The organism is Trichocoleus sp. DQ-A2 (assembly GCF_039961915.1).
In the GTDB taxonomy this organism is placed as follows: domain Bacteria; phylum Cyanobacteriota; class Cyanobacteriia; order Cyanobacteriales; family FACHB-T130; genus FACHB-T130.
The window spans coordinates 1-16,925 of record NZ_JAMPKD010000032.1; the positions used below are offsets into that span (position 1 = coordinate 1).

15 protein-coding genes and 2 pseudogenes are annotated in these 16,925 nt (G+C 47.7%); 8 read left to right on the top strand and 9 right to left on the bottom strand.

The window, feature by feature from the left end:
- Nucleotides 1-114 (bottom strand): annotated as a pseudogene (locus NC997_RS24085) (IS701 family transposase); the annotation flags it as partial.
- Nucleotides 115-212: 98 nt separating this feature from the next.
- Between NC997_RS24085 and NC997_RS24090 the strand changes: the two are divergent.
- Nucleotides 213-386 (top strand): hypothetical protein, encoded by a 174-nt coding sequence (locus NC997_RS24090; RefSeq protein ID WP_190525054.1) that lies wholly within the window; start codon nucleotides 213-215, stop codon nucleotides 384-386.
- Between the two features lie 14 nt (nucleotides 387-400).
- Here the strand turns inward: NC997_RS24090 and NC997_RS24095 are convergent.
- Nucleotides 401-1,231: pseudogene (locus tag NC997_RS24095) on the bottom strand (IS5 family transposase).
- Between the two features lie 200 nt (nucleotides 1,232-1,431).
- Here NC997_RS24095 and NC997_RS24100 point away from each other — a divergent pair.
- Nucleotides 1,432-1,950 carry a transposase gene (locus NC997_RS24100; protein ID WP_190525056.1) on the top strand — a complete coding sequence of 173 codons (519 nt, stop codon included), beginning with the start codon at nucleotides 1,432-1,434 and terminating at the stop codon, nucleotides 1,948-1,950.
- Between the two features lie 299 nt (nucleotides 1,951-2,249).
- On the opposite strand, the gene NC997_RS24105 is transcribed toward NC997_RS24100, so the two are convergent.
- Complete coding sequence (locus tag NC997_RS24105; RefSeq protein ID WP_190525058.1) at nucleotides 2,250-2,957, bottom strand: PHP domain-containing protein; 708 nt, start codon at nucleotides 2,955-2,957, stop codon at nucleotides 2,250-2,252.
- Between the two features lie 96 nt (nucleotides 2,958-3,053).
- Here NC997_RS24105 and NC997_RS24110 point away from each other — a divergent pair, with 96 nt between their 5' ends.
- Nucleotides 3,054-3,782: an ATP-binding cassette domain-containing protein gene (locus tag NC997_RS24110; RefSeq protein WP_190414849.1), complete on the top strand. Its 729-nt coding sequence runs from the start codon at nucleotides 3,054-3,056 to the stop codon at nucleotides 3,780-3,782.
- Nucleotides 3,783-3,850: 68 nt separating this feature from the next.
- On the opposite strand, the gene NC997_RS24115 is transcribed toward NC997_RS24110, so the two are convergent.
- Together NC997_RS24115 and NC997_RS24120 are read right to left on the bottom strand one after the other, a co-directional pair.
- Nucleotides 3,851-5,047, bottom strand: coding sequence for a HetZ-related protein (locus NC997_RS24115; RefSeq protein WP_190525060.1), 1,197 nt, complete (start codon nucleotides 5,045-5,047; stop codon nucleotides 3,851-3,853).
- Between the two features lie 480 nt (nucleotides 5,048-5,527).
- Complete coding sequence (locus NC997_RS24120) at nucleotides 5,528-6,181, bottom strand: L-threonylcarbamoyladenylate synthase (protein WP_190414847.1); 654 nt, start codon at nucleotides 6,179-6,181, stop codon at nucleotides 5,528-5,530.
- A 70-nt stretch (nucleotides 6,182-6,251) separates the two neighbouring features.
- On the opposite strand from NC997_RS24120, the gene larC reads away from it, so the two are divergent.
- The 3 genes from larC to NC997_RS24135 all read left to right on the top strand — a co-directional run bounded on the left by larC (nucleotide 6,252) and on the right by NC997_RS24135 (nucleotide 9,951).
- The gene (gene larC / locus NC997_RS24125) at nucleotides 6,252-7,601 is read left to right on the top strand and encodes a nickel pincer cofactor biosynthesis protein LarC (RefSeq protein ID WP_190525062.1); all 1,350 of its coding nucleotides are present in this window, start codon (nucleotides 6,252-6,254) and stop codon (nucleotides 7,599-7,601) included.
- Nucleotides 7,602-7,702: 101 nt separating this feature from the next.
- Nucleotides 7,703-8,563, top strand: coding sequence for a class D beta-lactamase (blaOXA, locus tag NC997_RS24130; protein ID WP_190525064.1), 861 nt, complete (start codon nucleotides 7,703-7,705; stop codon nucleotides 8,561-8,563).
- A 239-nt stretch (nucleotides 8,564-8,802) separates the two neighbouring features.
- Nucleotides 8,803-9,951 carry an alanine--glyoxylate aminotransferase family protein gene (locus NC997_RS24135; RefSeq protein WP_190525066.1) on the top strand — a complete coding sequence of 383 codons (1,149 nt, stop codon included), beginning with the start codon at nucleotides 8,803-8,805 and terminating at the stop codon, nucleotides 9,949-9,951.
- Between the two features lie 215 nt (nucleotides 9,952-10,166).
- Here the strand turns inward: NC997_RS24135 and NC997_RS24140 are convergent, their stop codons facing one another.
- On the bottom strand, nucleotides 10,167-10,799 hold the full coding sequence (locus NC997_RS24140; protein ID WP_190525068.1) for a DUF697 domain-containing protein: 633 nt from the start codon (nucleotides 10,797-10,799) through the stop codon (nucleotides 10,167-10,169).
- A gap of 301 nt (nucleotides 10,800-11,100) precedes the next feature.
- Nucleotides 11,101-11,316, bottom strand: a complete 216-nt coding sequence (locus NC997_RS24145; RefSeq protein ID WP_199306044.1) for a hypothetical protein — start codon at nucleotides 11,314-11,316, stop codon at nucleotides 11,101-11,103.
- 284 nt (nucleotides 11,317-11,600) lie between these two features.
- Here NC997_RS24145 and recJ point away from each other — a divergent pair, with 284 nt between their 5' ends.
- Entirely contained in the window at nucleotides 11,601-13,973 is a 2,373-nt protein-coding gene (gene recJ / locus NC997_RS24150) for a single-stranded-DNA-specific exonuclease RecJ (RefSeq protein ID WP_190525070.1), read from the top strand.
- 58 nt (nucleotides 13,974-14,031) lie between these two features.
- Here the strand turns inward: recJ and NC997_RS24155 are convergent, their stop codons facing one another.
- A complete protein-coding gene (locus tag NC997_RS24155) occupies nucleotides 14,032-14,745 on the bottom strand; it encodes a YdcF family protein (protein WP_190428716.1) in 714 nt (237 codons plus the stop codon).
- 292 nt (nucleotides 14,746-15,037) lie between these two features.
- Between NC997_RS24155 and ctpB the strand changes: the two genes are divergently transcribed.
- A complete protein-coding gene (gene ctpB, locus NC997_RS24160; RefSeq protein WP_190414839.1) occupies nucleotides 15,038-16,345 on the top strand; it encodes a carboxyl-terminal processing protease CtpB in 1,308 nt (435 codons plus the stop codon).
- 134 nt (nucleotides 16,346-16,479) lie between these two features.
- Here ctpB and NC997_RS24165 read toward each other — a convergent pair whose 3' ends face one another.
- Nucleotides 16,480-16,875, bottom strand: a complete 396-nt coding sequence (locus tag NC997_RS24165; protein WP_190525072.1) for a four helix bundle protein — start codon at nucleotides 16,873-16,875, stop codon at nucleotides 16,480-16,482.
- Between the last annotated feature and the right edge of the window lie 50 nt (nucleotides 16,876-16,925).

Here is a 16,925-nt window from a genome sequence, read left to right on the forward strand (position 1 = left end):
TAATGATTGACTGGATTTTAACCCTACTGTTTTCGCTATTTTGGGCAAGGATTTTTGGGGGATTTCTGATAGCATCCCTAAGTGTAAATACTTGAATGCTTCAAAATGCCTGAGAGGATGTTTGAGAAGTAACAAAACATATCAGTAGATAGAAAAGCTTCCTGGGGTTTAGGCTGAATCATATCAAAATCCAAACAGCCCTCCAGGAAGTCATGAATTTAGCCTACGCGACAGATCTAACCCTTGAACAATACGAATTGTTTGAATCCCTCCTCAGCCCTGCATCCAACAACGGCAGACCTCGCAGCGTCAACTTGATGTTGGTGTTGCAAGCCCGAATTGTATGTGCTGGTTACAGGTTGTGCTTGGCGACTCTTACCCAATAGACCTCCTGCATGAATCAGGAAGCATATGCCAGTTCATAGTTGAGTAGCCCAGCAATCAAGTTTAAGCGCAAACCAAATCGTTTCCTACGGTTACGATAGCGCCCTGAAAAGATGCGAAAAATCTTGAAGCGACGAATTACATGCTCAACCCGCACTCGCAGTCGTGCTAACGCGCGGTTATGCTGCTTTTCTTCTGCTGGCAACGGTTGCTTGCGTGGTTTCTTGGTGGGTGTACACGCGCCCCGATGCAGTTTGGCGAATCCGGGAAGAGCCTCGAAGAGCTAAACACACTTGTGACGTTACAAACGGCAAGCGACTTCGCTTGAGTACCTTAAAGTCATGGGTTCTGCCCGTATCCACTGCGGTACAAATGACTTGCCCACTGTCATAGTCCACCAGCAGTTGAGCCTTCAAGGTATGACACTTCTGCTTGCTACTCTCCGTAGCGCTTCTGTTGTTTTGGGGCGTTCAATCTCCATCTCGCCCACATCTACCACCCACACGTTCCACTCCCAGCCCGGTTGATACAACTACCGTTGGCTTGGCAAGCGAAACTTGCCACTTTTGATCAGCAGGTCTTCCACCTTGTGGATAATCCGCCCCACCGTTGTCTCGTGCAAACCCCAACTGGCTCCAATGTGAAACTGACTCCGATACTCTCGCCAATACTCCAATGCCACCAGCAGTTGGTCTTCCACTCTCAGCTTCGGCTGTCCTCCACGCCTTCCTTGACGCTCTAGGTGCGGGCGTAGCACAGTGACCATCTCGGCAAAAGTTGCACGGCTGACACCACACAATCGCTTGAACTCACCTGCTGAAAGCGGTTGTAAGTCTGGATACGGCATAGCACTTCTGAGGCTTCGATACGGTTTCACTCTAATTGTGCCGCCTGCGATTACAAACTGGCACACTATCTTCCGATTCGTGCAGGAGGTCTAATGATTATCCACCCTATTCAACGGTGTACTACAAATATCCGCAAGTGGCGCTTCGGACGGGAGTTGGAAGCGCATTCACGATCATCTCGTTCAATGGGTCAGGGTTGATGCCAATCGCAACAGCAACCCAACCGCGGCGAGTCTGGATTCCCAAACCGTTCCTACTTCTGTCATGGTTCACCAAGCCGTTGGCTATGATGGCGGCAAAAAAATTAAAGGTCGCTTTCCGCTTTACTCTGGTTGACACATTGGGATTGTTGATTGTCGTGCAGGTGGTTGCAGCCAGTGTGCCCGAACGAGAAGGAGCCAAGCAATTGCTCGCAACGTTGAACCAAGAACGTCACCGGGTTCCTCAACTGACTCGAATTTGGGTCGATGGTGGGTTTTCGGGAGAAGCGTTTCTACATTGGGTCATTGATACCTTCCGTTGGCTTTTAGAGGTGGTTCTGCGACCAGAGGGCGCTCAAGGATTCGTCCTACTTCCTAAGCGTTGGACTGTTGAACGCACTTACGGTTGGCTGCATTGGTGTCGTCGCTTAAATGTCGATTATGAGCGAATCCCAGCTTCCTCAGAAGCGTTCATTTATATCGCCATGAGCCGACTGATGCTACGCAGACTTGCCTGACCCTTTATGTACTCTCTCCGTCTTTCCAAACATCCTCTGACATCCTCAAATATTGAATAATAGTGTTGACAATAGTTATCGATGAAGCCGACTGTATTTACTGCTTCTGTACGTGGCGTAACCATCGCTGTTACTTACTATTTCTGGTTTCCTTCCTGATTCTCCTCTCCCCCTAGTAACAAAAGAGGGATTACACTAAGGCAGACAACGACTACCTCTCCATTTTCTTCATTCTCTTTTTTCTCTCACCAATGAATCAGCCCTGCCCTGTTCTGGAGCTTGCCTAGAGGGATTGGGTGTTACAGGCGTTGGAGCAAATTTAAGCCGTGGGTATCGGTGCCGCAGGTGCTGAACAAACCATAAGTGGCAGCGAGCTGTTCCACCTCCTTGGTTTCTCTAGCACTGGTTTGCCAAGGGCTAGGGTTGTTGTAGGCGTAGTAGGTTTCAACGCCGTCAATGCCTGCCTCAGCGGCAGCAGGGATAAGTTTTGCAGCAGGAAGGCGGTAGCGGGCTGGATGAGCCAAGACGGCAAAACCACCCGACTGATGGACGGCGGCAATCACATTGGCAGCGTCAGCATCGCTTCCTTTGGGTGCAGAGCCTTTCAGATATTGCTTCATCGCAGAGTGTTCTGGATCGAAAGCATAGCAAAGGATGTGGACTTCTGTGTTCAGCAGGCTAGAGGTGATTTCGGTGCCGATCCACAAGTAGGGTAAGTGGGCGGAATCAGGATTCGTGTAGGTGTTTTGCAGCCAGTATTGAGCCTCTTTGAAACCGCCAATCGTATGGTGATCGGTGATCGCCAGCCCTTTAAGACCAATCGCGATCGCCTGTTCCATCAACGCACTCGGTGACAAACGACCATCCGAGTAGACGGTGTGCATATGAAAGTTATAGGAGTGCGGACAACTATCAGCCTGAATCGTCTCAAAGACTTGCCTGAGTGCTGTTGTATTCTGGGCTGGTGGCTGGGGTGAAGCAGAAGATTGAGCAAGATTGATCGCCATAACCGCCGAGTAGCTGTGCGCGTTCGTTGACAATTGTTAACATATACCCTAACAAAACTAAAGAGGAATTGCGTTGGGACATTCTATGTGTATTCCATGCTGAAAGTCGCCTTTGGCAAAAATTTTCTGCCTAAGTCGGCGACCATTGGCGGGCAGTTTCATTTAAATATTCAGTTTGAAGTTTCTAGCGGCTTAACCGTTCTATTTGGACCGTCTGGCTGTGGCAAGAGTTCGACATTACAAGCGATCGCAGGGTTGTTGCGTCCGGACTGGGGCCGGATTGAAGTGGCGGGAACAATCTTCCTGGATACTAAAGAGCGTTTGAACTTGCCAGCGCACCGGCGAAATGTCGGTTATGTCTTCCAAAACTGCGCCTTATTTGGGCATTTGAACGTAGCGGAAAATATTGGCTTTGCTCTCAACCGCTGGCAACGGCACCGGCGGCAGCAGCGCGTTCGCGAATTGGTAAATTTGTTAGAACTTGAGGATCTGGTACATCAACCCGTGCAGAAGATTTCTGGTGGGCAAGCTCAACGAGTAGCGATCGCGCGGGCTTTAGCTCCCTACCCCAAAATTCTGCTTCTTGATGAACCTTTCAGCGCCCTCGATGATGATTTGAGAGCAACCCTTCGTACCGAGTTGAAAACCATTCAACGTCAATTTAACTTGCCGGTTGTCCTGGTGACTCATTCACGAGCCGATGCCCTGGAACTCGCCGATCGTTTAGTAATCTTGGCAGCAGGACAAGTTGTTGCAGTCGGTCAGGCGGAGCATTTGCTCGATTCCCGTTCCTATTCTATTCCGGGGAAATTTCAGTGGGGGTAGAGAAAAGTGATGAGTGATGAGTGTTGAATTAAAAGAATTTTCTTAACTCAACACTCGAAACTCATTAGTCATAAATCTCCTTGGTTGCGGATTTTCCAAGCCATTTCCAGCACTTGAGTCCAGCGCTTTTGCAACTGTTTGGGCGTGCATCCGAGTGTTTGAGCAATTTCCCGCTCGCTAACTTGAGCTTGTTTTAACTGCAACAGCTGCTGCTGTTCCAGAGAAAGTTGATTCCAAAACGCTTCCCACTGCTGAGAAGAGAGTCCCAGTTTTTGGTCGAGATCGGCTCCCAACCATTGATGTACGAGCTTCCAGTTGTTTTGACGAGAGAATTTTTCCACATGGTACTTAAAGCGCTGTTGTAAGTAGTCGCGCTGACGTGCAGTTAAACCCAGGATTTCGTCAATCTCTGGTGCGGAGAGGTCTTGCAGCTTTAAAACCAGGTAATTGACACAGTCCTCTTGACCTTGGGCTTGCAGGTATTCCATCAGTTCAGCAACGACGCGATCGCGCAACACCGCTTCCGCCGGGTCAATCGTATCGGCAACCAATTGCGATCGCAGCTGGTGCATCGCCGCTGACCGACTTTGCGTGTCCGCATCTTCACCTCTGGGAAACTCAATCGCCTTCTCAATATCCATGCTCGTCTCAGCAGGCTGGCGGCGAGCAAACCCCTGTGCCCTCAACACAATTAGCTGCTGGCTGGTGCCATTCGGTAAATTGATGCGACGCTTGGCATACTGTTCGCTGAATGCCATATACTCCGCCAGTTCCAGTTGAGTGCGGGGAGTGTAGTCTATTGTCAGCTCGTTTTCCCGCCGGAAAGCTTTGATTGACTCGGCGTAGAACTCTTGCAAGAAGTCCTCAATCAGGTTGTAGCGGGCTTGAAAACCTAACTGAGAGTTGGGCGACACCACATAGCGATAAACCATCGCGCTGAGGTTGCTATGCAGTTCAACCCGACCCCGCTTAGAACCCAGCCGGTAGTATGACAGACACTTTTGCAACCGATGCCGTCCCAGATTTAACTGCCAAGAGCGAACCTCGCCAGAAGTCTGGATGCGCGGACTCTTGCTGCAAATCCGCTGTACCTCTAGAGCGATCCGGTTAGCGATCGCCTGAACGTGCAATGACGTCGTTTTGATTTCAGTCCGCAATTCCTCTAACAACAGGTCGGTCATCGTTTCCACGTCGATTCCCAACAGTTGCTCGGTCGAGTGGCATAGATTTTCAGAAGATTGGCTGAGAGAATTAATAGTTGTCATGGTGAAAGCCCCTGGTAGCGACAGTATTCAAAGTCAACAAGAGCCACTGAGAACGGTTCAAAAGTTTTGTCTCCCTTCAGGCAGCGCCTGCGATTGACCGTCTCAACTCTCTATATATAGACTGTAGGGGCTGATTGTTAGACACCGGACAGCGGGTGTGTTACTACTCTCAGCTCACTATGGGTCATCTCTACGCTCTCTCCCCATTCCATCTGACCTAAAAGAAGCACTAACCCTTGCTGTATCTGGGCTTGCGCCCCTCAAACTATCGACGCACAAGTGTTGTCGCAAAGCGGTAGGAGCTGGTGTTGAGTGGACAATCCAGGAAGTGGATTGCTGGTAGGGTTATCGTCCGAATTCCCTAGTGCCGAGGCTGTAGTTAATTGTCTTTAGTTCGCAAAGGGATTTTAGATTAGCGATTGGGGATTTTGGATGTAAAAGCTTTAACTCAATCTTTAATCTTTAATCTTTCATCTAAAATCAACTGACCGATGTCGCCCAAGCCGTTGCAGCCTCCCATCCCAGACCGCGCCGGACGATGACAGGTTCCTCATCTGTCAAATCTAAAATTGTGGAAACCCCATCTCCTGGTTCCGAGCCAATGTCCACAATCAGATCGACTAGCTTGTCTAGCTGGTCAAACAATTTTGCCTTCTCCAACCCTAGGGTTGGGGCGTTGCCATTCTCATCCACGAGGTGAGCTGAGGTGGAAATAATCGGATTGCCTAATGCCTGCAACAGCGACTGGCACACTGTATGCTCCGGAACCCGAATACCCGTCGTTTTGCGCTTAGGACTCATCACCAGTTTCGGCACTAATTTGGTGGCGGGTAGCAGAAACGTGTAAGTCCCAGGAATTAAATTCCTCATAATCCGATAAGCGACATCACTGACGATGGCATATTGGGCAATGTTGGACAGAGACGGACACAGGAACGTCAGGGGCTTATCATTAGATAGCTGCTTAAGGAGCCTCACACGCTCCACCGCTGACTTGACATTTAGGTCACAGCCAATCGCGTAGACAGTATCAGTGGGATATAGCATCACAGCGCCTGCTCTTAGGGCACCTACTATTTGTTCTATTCCACGAGTTTGCGGTGTATCAGGATGGATATTGTAGATTGTCGCCATAATGCAGAATCCAGAACTGAGACTACAGAATTCAGAATCCAGAATTTTTCCTGACTCCTGATTACTCCTTATGAACAAGCTAGCGTATCTAGAATGTCCAACAGGAATTGCCGGTGATATGTGCCTGGGGGCACTTGTAGATGCGGGAGTTCCCCTAGATTATTTGATAGAAAAGCTCAAGAGGCTGGGAATTTCCCAAGAATACCAGTTACGAGCCGAACACGTTCACCGGAACGGTCAGCAAGCTACTAAATTTCACGTAGATTTGAGCGATCGCGATCGCACCGATTCAAATCACCACCACGAACATCACCGGCAAAATGGTGGGCATCAGCATCAGCATCACGATGGCGATGGCGATCGGGTTCATTCTCATTCCCCGACGCGGCATTTGCCAGAAATTGTCCAGTTGATTGCAGCCGCAGAGTTTCCGTTACGAGTACAAGCGTCCAGTTTGGCAGTGTTTCAACGGCTGGCAGACGCAGAAGGAGCGGTTCACGGCATTCCCCCAGAAGAAGTTCATTTTCATGAAGTCGGGGCGACTGATGCCATTGTAGATATTGTCGGCACTTGTCTGGGCTTGGATTGGTTGGGGATTGGCGAACTATACTGTTCGGCACTCCCCACTGGTGGCGGGATGGTTAGAGCAGCTCACGGTCAGCTAGCGGTGCCGGTACCGGCTGTATTAAAGTTGTGGGAATCTCGCCAGGTGCCAGTTTATAGTAATGGGATCGATCGGGAACTGGTGACACCGACTGGAGCAGCGATCGCGTGTACGCTTGCCACCGGCTTTGGATCTCCACCCCCCATGACGATCCAGCGGGTTGGAAATGGTGCCGGTTCCCGTCAGTTACCGATTCCCAATATTCTGCGCCTCTGGATTGGCGAGGGTGTGGAGACGCGATTTGCTTCTCAACAAGAGTCGGGATTCCTTCAGCCTTCCGAAAGCCCCTCTTTAGAAATAATTTCGGTGCTGGAAACCCAAATCGATGATTTGAGTCCCCAAGCCATCGGCTATGTGTTTGAGGCACTGTTTAACGCCGGTGCGGTGGATGTCTTCACGCAACCGATTGGGATGAAAAAGTCTCGTCCTGGCATTTTGCTGACGGTTATTTGCCATCCCGAACAAATATCCGCTTGCGAAGCGATCTTATTCCGAGAAACGACGACACTCGGCATCCGGCGTCAGACACAGCAACGCTCAATTTTGCAGCGAGAAATTCAACAGGTTCAGACAGAATATGGCTTCGTTCGCGTCAAGGTTGCCTGGACAGGGCATCCTGACCTGAAAGCGATCGCGAATGTGCAGCCAGAATACGAAGATTGTGCCGAATTAGCGAAGGCAAATAACCTTCCCTGGCGCGAGGTGCATCAACTGGCGCTCAATACCTGGTATCTCCAGAACAGTCGCAATACTTGAATTTGCTGCCAGCAAGACCCAGATACCTAACTAGATTTCAGGAATTGCCAAACCCATTCCTGTATTAGGACTGGTTTGAAAATCACGTAAGGAAAATCCTGATGTATCGAATTAAGCAAGTGCCCTTAGCGATCGCGATCGCCATTGCTAGCCTCGTGGCGCTATTGACCATTAGCGGTTTCCTCGGCACTGCTGCGAACTCTCAGCCACCTCAACCAACTTCGGAAATCACTACAACTCAAGGGATAGACCTAGGGCGTTCTTTCCGAGAACTGGGCATTGAAGGGTCAATTGTGGTTTATGACCAAAATAAAAACCAATTCTACGAACATAACGCGCCTCGAAACTCAACGGCATTCTTCCCCGCTTCAACCTTCAAGATTTTCAACGCGCTTGTGGCATTGGAAACAGGGGTGATTCGAGATGAGGTGACTGTTTTAACCTGGGACGGCATTCAACGGAACATCACAGCTTGGAACCGAGACACCAACTTGCGCCAAGGTTTTAAAGACTCAACGGTTTGGTTCTACCAAGTTTTGGCTCGGAAAATTGGGCACGAACGGATGCAGAAATTTATCAATCAAGTCGGCTATGGAAACCGTCAAATTGGGACATCTGAGCAAATCGATCGATTTTGGTTAGATGGCCCTTTAAAAATTACGCCTAAACAAGAGATTGAGTTCCTGCAACGTCTCTATCGCAACGACTTACCCTTTTCCCAACGCAGCTTAGATTTGGTCAAAGATATTATGGTGCGCGAACAAACTCCAGACTATGTGCTGCGCGGAAAGACGGGCTGGGCGGACAGTACGAATCCTGAGAATGGCTGGTTTGTGGGATATCTGGAACAGAACAAAAATGTTTATTTCTTTGCCACAAATATGGATATGCGAAATGATAACGATGGCGTCAATCGCATTGAAATCACCCGGCGCAGTCTTCAAGCCTTAGGACTACTTTAAAAACACCAACAAGTCCTTAAGTTTCTGCTTTCAGTTTTTCTTTGAAAACAGTCTCTTATACGATTTATCGCAATTCTATTTGAGCTGTGAAGCAGCCCTTCAGATCCCGGACTTCTTTAAGAAGTCCGGGATCTCGCCTTCGCGAATTATTTAAGACTGCTATATCAGTAGCGTTACTTGCACTCAGCTAACCTTTAGACTCTAAAATAGTCCTCGCTTGATCGAGCCTAGAACCAATCATGACCCTAACCTCCTCAATTAACAACACAACTCGGTTGCAACTCGCCCCTCTAGAAATCCCGACTCGTTTGCTGCTGGGTCCAGGCCCATCCAATGCCCATCCTGCTGTCCTTCAGGCGATGAATACCCCTCCGGTGGGGCACCTCGATCCAGCATTTCTGGCACTGATGGACGAAATTCAGATGTTGCTGCGCTATGTTTGGCAGACAGAAAACCCCCTCACCATTGCAGTCAGCGGGACGGGAACGGCAGCAATGGAAGCAACCATTGCCAACGTCACCGAACCCGGAGATGTGGTTCTAGTGGGCGTTAGCGGGTACTTTGGCAACCGCCTCGTGGATATGGCAGGACGATATGGTGCGGATGTGCGAACGATTACCAAACCTTGGGGGCAAGTGTTCCCCATAGACGAACTCCGAACCGCCTTAGAAACTCATCGCCCAGCGATTCTGGCTTTAGTCCATGCCGAGACCTCCACGGGGGCACGCCAACCCTTGGAAGGAGTCGGCGACCTCTGCCGTGAATTTGACTGTCTGCTATTAGTGGATAGTGTTACCAGTCTGGGGGGCGTCCCCTTGTTTCTGGATGAGTGGAAGGTTGACTTAGCTTATAGCTGTAGCCAGAAAGGATTAGGTTGTCCTCCCGGTGCTTCGCCGTTTACGATGAGTCCTCGTGCAATTGAGAAATTGCAACAACGTGGCACGAAGGTGGCTAACTGGTATTTAGATATGACGTTGTTGAGTAAGTATTGGGGTAAGGAACGCACCTATCACCACACTGCTCCAATTAACTTGTACTATGCTCTGCGGGAAGCGTTGCGTTTGATTGCAGAAGAAGGAATCGAAAATAGCTGGACGCGCCATCAAAAGAACGTCGAGTATCTCTGGGAAAGTTTAGAAAACTTAGGACTTACTATGCACGTTAAACGAGAGTTTCGCCTACCAACGCTAACCACTGTTTGCATTCCAGAGGGTGTGGATGGCAAAGCGATCGCGCGTCAGCTGCTCAACGAACACAATATCGAAATTGGGGGCGGACTGGGCGAACTCGCGGGTAAAGTCTGGCGTGTGGGTCTTATGGGATTCAACAGTCGTCCAGAGACTGTGGATCGCCTTGTGGAGGCATTAAAGCAGGTTTTACCTCATTAGTTGCGAATTTAGGGTGCTAAGAGAAACGCACCCTCCAAAAAGGCGATCGCGCTTTTTGCCACTCTCTTGATAATCATCGTGCAACAAAATTTTACCTAAACCCCCTTTGCTGTCTTAACAGCTCCGATGAATGCGATCGCGCTTTTTCTCTAGTCTTCTGTACTGAGGGTGCGATCGCATCACTTACTAAGGTGGGCAAAAAGCCTATCCTGGCACTACTCTCCTATCAGTCTCTTGTACTCTGTTTCTGCTTGTCTGTACGTTTCGCTTTCACCACTTTTGGCACCCCACAGAGCGTAAATAATTTGCTCTTTTGTAGAACCCATAGAACGCATAACATCGATACGTTCTTTTAAATCATCATTTTGAACTTTTATTTTCTCGTATGTATTCTTTGCCTCTTTTTCCCCACTACTACGAGCATTTTTTATTTCTTCTTTTGTAGCAGTCATGCCACTTTCAAAATAAAGTTCTGCTGCCTTACCCATTCCATAAGTCCAGCCAAAAACAAAGGCTGAACCGACAGCACCTCCTGCCCCTGGTAAACCAATTTTGAAAAGAGCCAAGCAAGTTTGTTGACCTAACCATGCACCTCCAACAACTGCCACTACCTCTTTAGCAGCGTTCTCATCTAGCTTATAGCCATAGATATTGCCTATAGCTCGAACCATCAGATACTGAACAGGCGTAATAGTAAAAATGTCTGCAAAAGGAATAGGAATTATAATAAGTCCACCTGCAAAAGTGGCGCATATGCTCCGAACTTCAGATGCCTTCTGCTTTCTGGCATTGTCGTCTAAATTTGAGAAGTCATCTGTAATATATTTCAAAATTTCATCAGGATTCATAATAGATGTTTAAAGAATTATCTTAAAATTTTATACTTAAGACTTTTTTTGAAGCAACCGTAAAATTACCGAGACCCTTGCTTATAGATATTCCGGATACAAGCTTTAGGAAGTTTAATCATTTAAGTAACTTTAAAATACAACTCTGATAAAGCTTTTTCCTACTTTTCCAGATAATGCTTAAGTTTGTCTATTCGTGCCAAAATTAATAGTATTTGTTCTCAAGGGTATTTTATTGCAACTAATAGTTGTTGCGTTCGCGCAATTAAAGTGACTTGGTATTTTACAACAGGCTCCATTTTTAAATAGCCTTTAACTCTTCTAAGCTTATAGTTTCCCCTGTATCAGCTTGCTGGATACCCTCTTGCAACTGAATCATAAATTCTCGCTTGGACAATATCTCCATTTTTTTAACCAGAGATTCAAGCTGTTCAAAACTTAATGTAATTATCATAAGTTTGCCATTTTTAGTGATAATAGCTGGCTCACAAGCCAATTTATCTGGCAATTCTAGCATTTGTTGTGCTTCCGTAATAGTCAGATATAGGGGTATATTTGCAGGAATTTATTATATCTATATTAAGTTTAGTATAGCCCTACTTAAATAAGTATTGTCGGCAATGTTTACCATACAATGAAAAAGCGATCGCTTCCATTGCCGCCTCTTTAATTTGGCAATATAAAAATTGTTGTCGAGTTACAATCTATTTTACCTAAACCTTTGGTCGCTATCGCTCTCTTTCTTTATCTCTTTTACAGTTATTGTGAGATAGGATGCCAGAAAGAGGGATAAAAAGAAAAATGTCACAGCAGCAACTTCAATGGCAAATCCAGTCAACGGTTGAACCACCGGCGGGATTTATTGACGAAGTCAGACGCCACGCCCCAGGATTACCCGGACATTATGCCGCACAGCTGTTGTGGCAACGGGGGATTCGCGATATTGAACAATTGTCGGGGTTTTTAAATTCTCAGTTGTATCACCCGGCAAGTCCCTTTGAATTTGGGCAGGAAATGCAATGGGCTGTGGAACGATTAATAAAAGCCCGTAACGCGGGGGAAAAAGTTGCCATTTGGGGAGATTTTGATGCTGATGGGATTACTGCAACATCGGTTCTCTGGGATGGACTGGGACAGTTTTTTACCCAGCAGCAGCTAGTTTATTACATTCCCAATCGTTTAACGGAGTCTCATGGACTCAATGAACGGGGAATTGACGCCCTTGCCCAGGATGGAACGAAGCTAATTGTAACTTGCGACACTGGCAGCACAAATCTGAAGGAAATTGAATATGCCCATCAACTAGGGATTGATGTAATTGTCACGGATCACCACACCCTGCCAGAGGAACGTCCAGCGTTGACAGCTATCATCAACCCCCGCTATTTATCCAAAGATCATCCGATGTTTCACCTTTCGGGTGTGGCAGTTGCCTATAAGTTAGTAGAAGCACTTTATGAAACTTTGCCGGATGTTCCCCAACAGCCGTTAGAAGATTTATTGGATTTAGTGGCAATTGGTTTAATTGCCGATTTAGTGCAGTTAAGCGGTGATTGTCGCTACCTGGCACAGCGAGGAATTTCAGTGCTGCAACAGCAAACTAAAAAGCGGAATCGTCCTGGGGTTGCTCGTCTATTAGAATTGTGTCAGAAAAGTGGCGATCGCCCAACGGACATTTCTTTCGGTCTTGGCCCTAGAATTAACGCTGTTAGCCGCATTCAAGGCGATGCTTCCTTCTGTGTGGAGTTACTTACCAGCCGCGATGAGAAGCGCTGTCAGCAGTTGGCATTAGAAACAGAATTAGCCAATGCCCGTCGCAAGTCGTTGCAAAAAGATGTCGCCGCTGAAGTTAATAAAAAATTAAGCCAGCTGGACTTATCAACGACTAGCGTGATTGTTCTTTGCGATACGCAATGGCCTGTCGGTGTCTTGGGTTTAGTGGCGGGGCAAGTGGCGCAGGAAACAGGGCGTCCTACGATTTTGTTGAGTACAGAGGGCGACTTGAGTGAAAACGCTTTAGCACGCGGTTCCGCCCGTTCTGTGAATCAAGTCGATCTTTACCAGTTGGTGAAAGCGCAAGAACACCTCTTACATCGATTTGGCGGTCATCCCTTTGCCGCTGGGTTGAGTCTCCCAGTTGATAAGATTCCCCTGTTTACAGAAGCTGTTAACCAGCAATTGCGAGCTTCTGTGGGCACCCCAGATGGGACACCTTTAGCGCCGATTGTGCAGGCAGATTTGGTGTGTACGGTCAGTGAATTAGGAAGAGATTTATTTTGGGAACTGAAACTATTAGAACCCTGCGGAATGGGCAATTCAGCACCAAAATTGCTCATTCAAAATTGCTGGTTTGAAAATAGTTGGAATAGCAATACTCAGGACTTAAAAGGCGCAAAAGTTCAATATATCAAAACTACTTTTAAAATTCGGGATAACTCTTGCGAAACTGGGTTTTCCGGAATCTGGTGGGGACATTATAAGGAAGAGCTACCCCAAGGTAGATGCGATGCAATTGTCGAGCTTGATTTTAATAGCTACGAAAATCCTAATAAAGGGATTAGACCTCACTATGAAGTGCGGATAATTGCCGTGCGTTCTTTAGAACAGCCGCAGCAGTTAGGCACTCCGAACCAGATAGACTGGATTTTAGACTGTCGTGAGGAGTCCGCACTTGCTACTGCTGCGCTATCAGTTCTGCCAGTTCGAGAGTGCCCCAGTAGCTGGGATGAGCTGCAAGTGTGGTTCAGGCGGGCAATTCAGGCAAATCAAACCCTCGCGATCGCGTATCCTCCCCCAGAACCCGTTCCCCCCAGCCAAATCTGGCTGCAACTGTTAGGAATTGCCAAATACCTCAGTCGCACGGGTCAAGAGGCGACGTATACTCAACTGCACCAAAAGCTGGGAATTAGCGATCGCACTCTCCAACTCGGATTAGAAGCCATCTCTCATCTCGGCTTCCATGTTAAACAACTCGACTGGATGGTTCAAATTACTTGGCATTCCCAGGAAGATGCCGGTCATTCTGATTTAGGGAACGCACAATTACCGAAAGCAGAGACAGCCATTGAACAATTTATCGCAGCAGTTCAAGAAGAACAATTTCGCCAAAGGTACTTCTATGAAATTCCCTTGTCTACCATTCGAGCAATGGCTGCTCAAACTGCGGTTTATTAAAAAATGAGTCGGCGATCGCATTTGTTACGGCTGGGTAAGAGAATGCGATCGCGACTCGCTACTGAATATTCCCCTGGTGTTCGCACTTAAAACCCCGCTGACGCCAATCTTTTATATCTACATCCTTCAGGGGAATTAATTTTGAACATTTAGGCTGATAAACCTGACTCACCATTGCCCACAACAAACTACGAGATAAGTCCAATCCTGTCTTGAAAGAGGATTCTCGATTGCCAGGAATGCCTTGTTCGGGAACAATCTCTGGCTCTACCCAAATGCCTTGAGCGCCCATGAGAATCTGTGCTAGCCACTTAGCTCGTGGTAGATGGGTACCGGAAGTAATTAGTTTGACTTTTTTTACTCCCCATTCGCGTAGAATCGGCACACTATAGTAGAAGTTACCAAAGGTGGAGTCTGCACACTTTTCTAACCAAACTCGCTCTATGGGAGCATTTTCCCGTTGAAAAATTAGCAAAATGCACGGTTCGGGAGAACCTTGAGAAATTAATATGCGGGTTTGCGGGTATTCTTTTGCAAGCTGAGCTACGTATATTTCTCTACGAATACTACCTCCTAAAACCAAATAGGCATCTACTGGACCGGACGCCGCAGAGCGCAAAGTTAGCATAATAGTTAATAACCATGTCCCCAAGATGACGCTAAAGATAGCGATCCCTGGTGTTAGAAGTTGTCGCCATCTTCTGAAACCAGCCCGCCTAGATAAGTTGATGCGATCGCGCACAGTTGAACTACCTCTGCGTTTTCCGGGCATTTTGAGAATTTGAAGGGTATTTAGCCGATGCTTAACACTACTTTAGCTAGCCAAGCGATTTTGTTGTTCTTTTACTCTGGCGGCGATTACACTTAGGTAGACAAAAATTTGCAGGGGAGTCTAGCTAAATTAGACTGTTATCCTTGTTACAGAGACGAATAAGGAGGACACTGGGCGAACTGGCACAAAATTGATGCAGCCTGGTTAATTAACCTGAGTATCTTAGAAATAGTTCGTTTCAGGCGTCACGCGGTATCTACACATTAAACCCCACCCGTTCGAGCCACCGTTCATGAATCCATCCCCAAAAAACTTTTCCTTGCTCCATGTTGCTCTCTTTGGTGGAGCGATCGCTACGACAGCAGCTTTATCTTTCTTTGGCTCCTCCGTTCGCGCTGCTCTACAGGAAAGTCCAAAATCAGTCGTCGATGAGGCATGGCAAATTGTCAACCGCGAGTATGTTGATGGCACCTTTAATCAGGTGGATTGGCAAGCAAAGCGGCAACAGCTGTTGAACAAAAACTATAATTCCCGTGAAGATGCCTATAAGGCGATTCGGGAAGCATTGGAAACCTTAGGCGATCCCTACACCCGCTTTTTAGATCCTAAACAGTACCAAGCCCTCACCAGTCAAACTTCCGGCGAACTTTCTGGCGTCGGCTTGCGCTTGGAACTGAACGAAAAGACTCAGGTTCTTACCGTCGTAGAACCCATTGAGAATTCCCCAGCAGTGAGAGCGGGACTTCAGACTGGGGACAAGATTTTGACAATTGATGGCAAAGCCACAAAAGGGATGAGTGTGGAAGCCGCCGCTAACCTGATTCGGGGTGAGGTGGGGACGAAAGTAAAGCTTAAGCTGTCACGAGACGGAAAAGGCGACTTTGATGTGACATTGACCAGAGCGCAGATTGAAATAGCAGCCGTCCGTCAGTCGGTCAAGCAGGAAGGCAAGTTGCGCGTTGGCTATATCCGTCTGAATGAATTTAGCGCTCACTCAGCAGAGCAGATGCGCCGCGCTATCCAATCCCTGAATAACGACAAAGTAGATGCTTTTGTATTGGATTTGCGGGGAAATCCGGGTGGATTATTGCACGCGAGTGTGGAAATTGCCCGGATGTGGATGGACAAAGGTGCTATCGTCCGTACCGTAGACCGCAAGGGAGACAACGAAGAATTTGCGACAAATCGCACGGCGCTGACACAGTTGCCTTTGGCTGTGCTGGTAGATGGCAACTCGGCAAGCGCCAGCGAGATTCTCTCAGGTGCGTTGAAGGATAATGGTCGAGCCACAATTATTGGCTCTCAAACCTTTGGCAAAGCGTTAGTGCAGTCGGTACATTCTCTCTCCGATGGTTCGGGTTTAGCGGTCACGATTGCCCACTACTACACGCCCCTAGGAACGGATATCAGCCACAAGGGGGTGACTCCGGATATCAAGATTGACCTGAACGACGATCAGCGAAAGCGTCTGGGGACGAATCCATCACTGGTGGGAACTCAGCAAGATCCCCAATATGCTCGCGCGATCGCAGCTTTGGAAAACACCCGCCTTGCCCAACCCAATAAACCTCAACGGACCCGACCGATTAGCGTCCGTTAAGAGCAAAGGAAGTGAGGACTGAAGAGTGAGGACTGAGGGTTGAGGACTGAGGACTGAGGAAAAGAGGAAGAAGTAAGAAGAAACTGGAGAAAAATTGACTGCTTTTAAATATTTCTTTTCTTCTAGCCCAGTCCTCAATCCTCAGTCCTTTTTTGTTGGTATTTTTGTTTCTCAACGGCAGCGCGAAGACCGCCTGTAATTCGAGCAACTTCTTGTGCCTGTGTTAAAAGCTGGTTGAATTCAGTCTGCTTGAGATAACCAATATCAAAGGCGACATAGAGTTGAGAACGAAGTTCGGCACAAGAAGATTTGGCGATAGAAAGAAACTGATGAAACTCTGCCCGACCACCTCGCTCGAAGCCTTCTGCAATATTAGACATTATGGAGACTGCTGCTGGTTGAATTTGCCTAGAAAGCCCAAAGTCTTTTGCAAAATCACCCTGTTGAGTGACTTGATAAATTGATTTTGTAAGGATTCTAGCTTTTTGCCAAGCAATCAAATCTTCAAATCGCTCTACTCTATCTTTCACTCGCCTATCCCCCTCTATTTCTCACTGACTCGCCTGTAAGACGCCTTCAC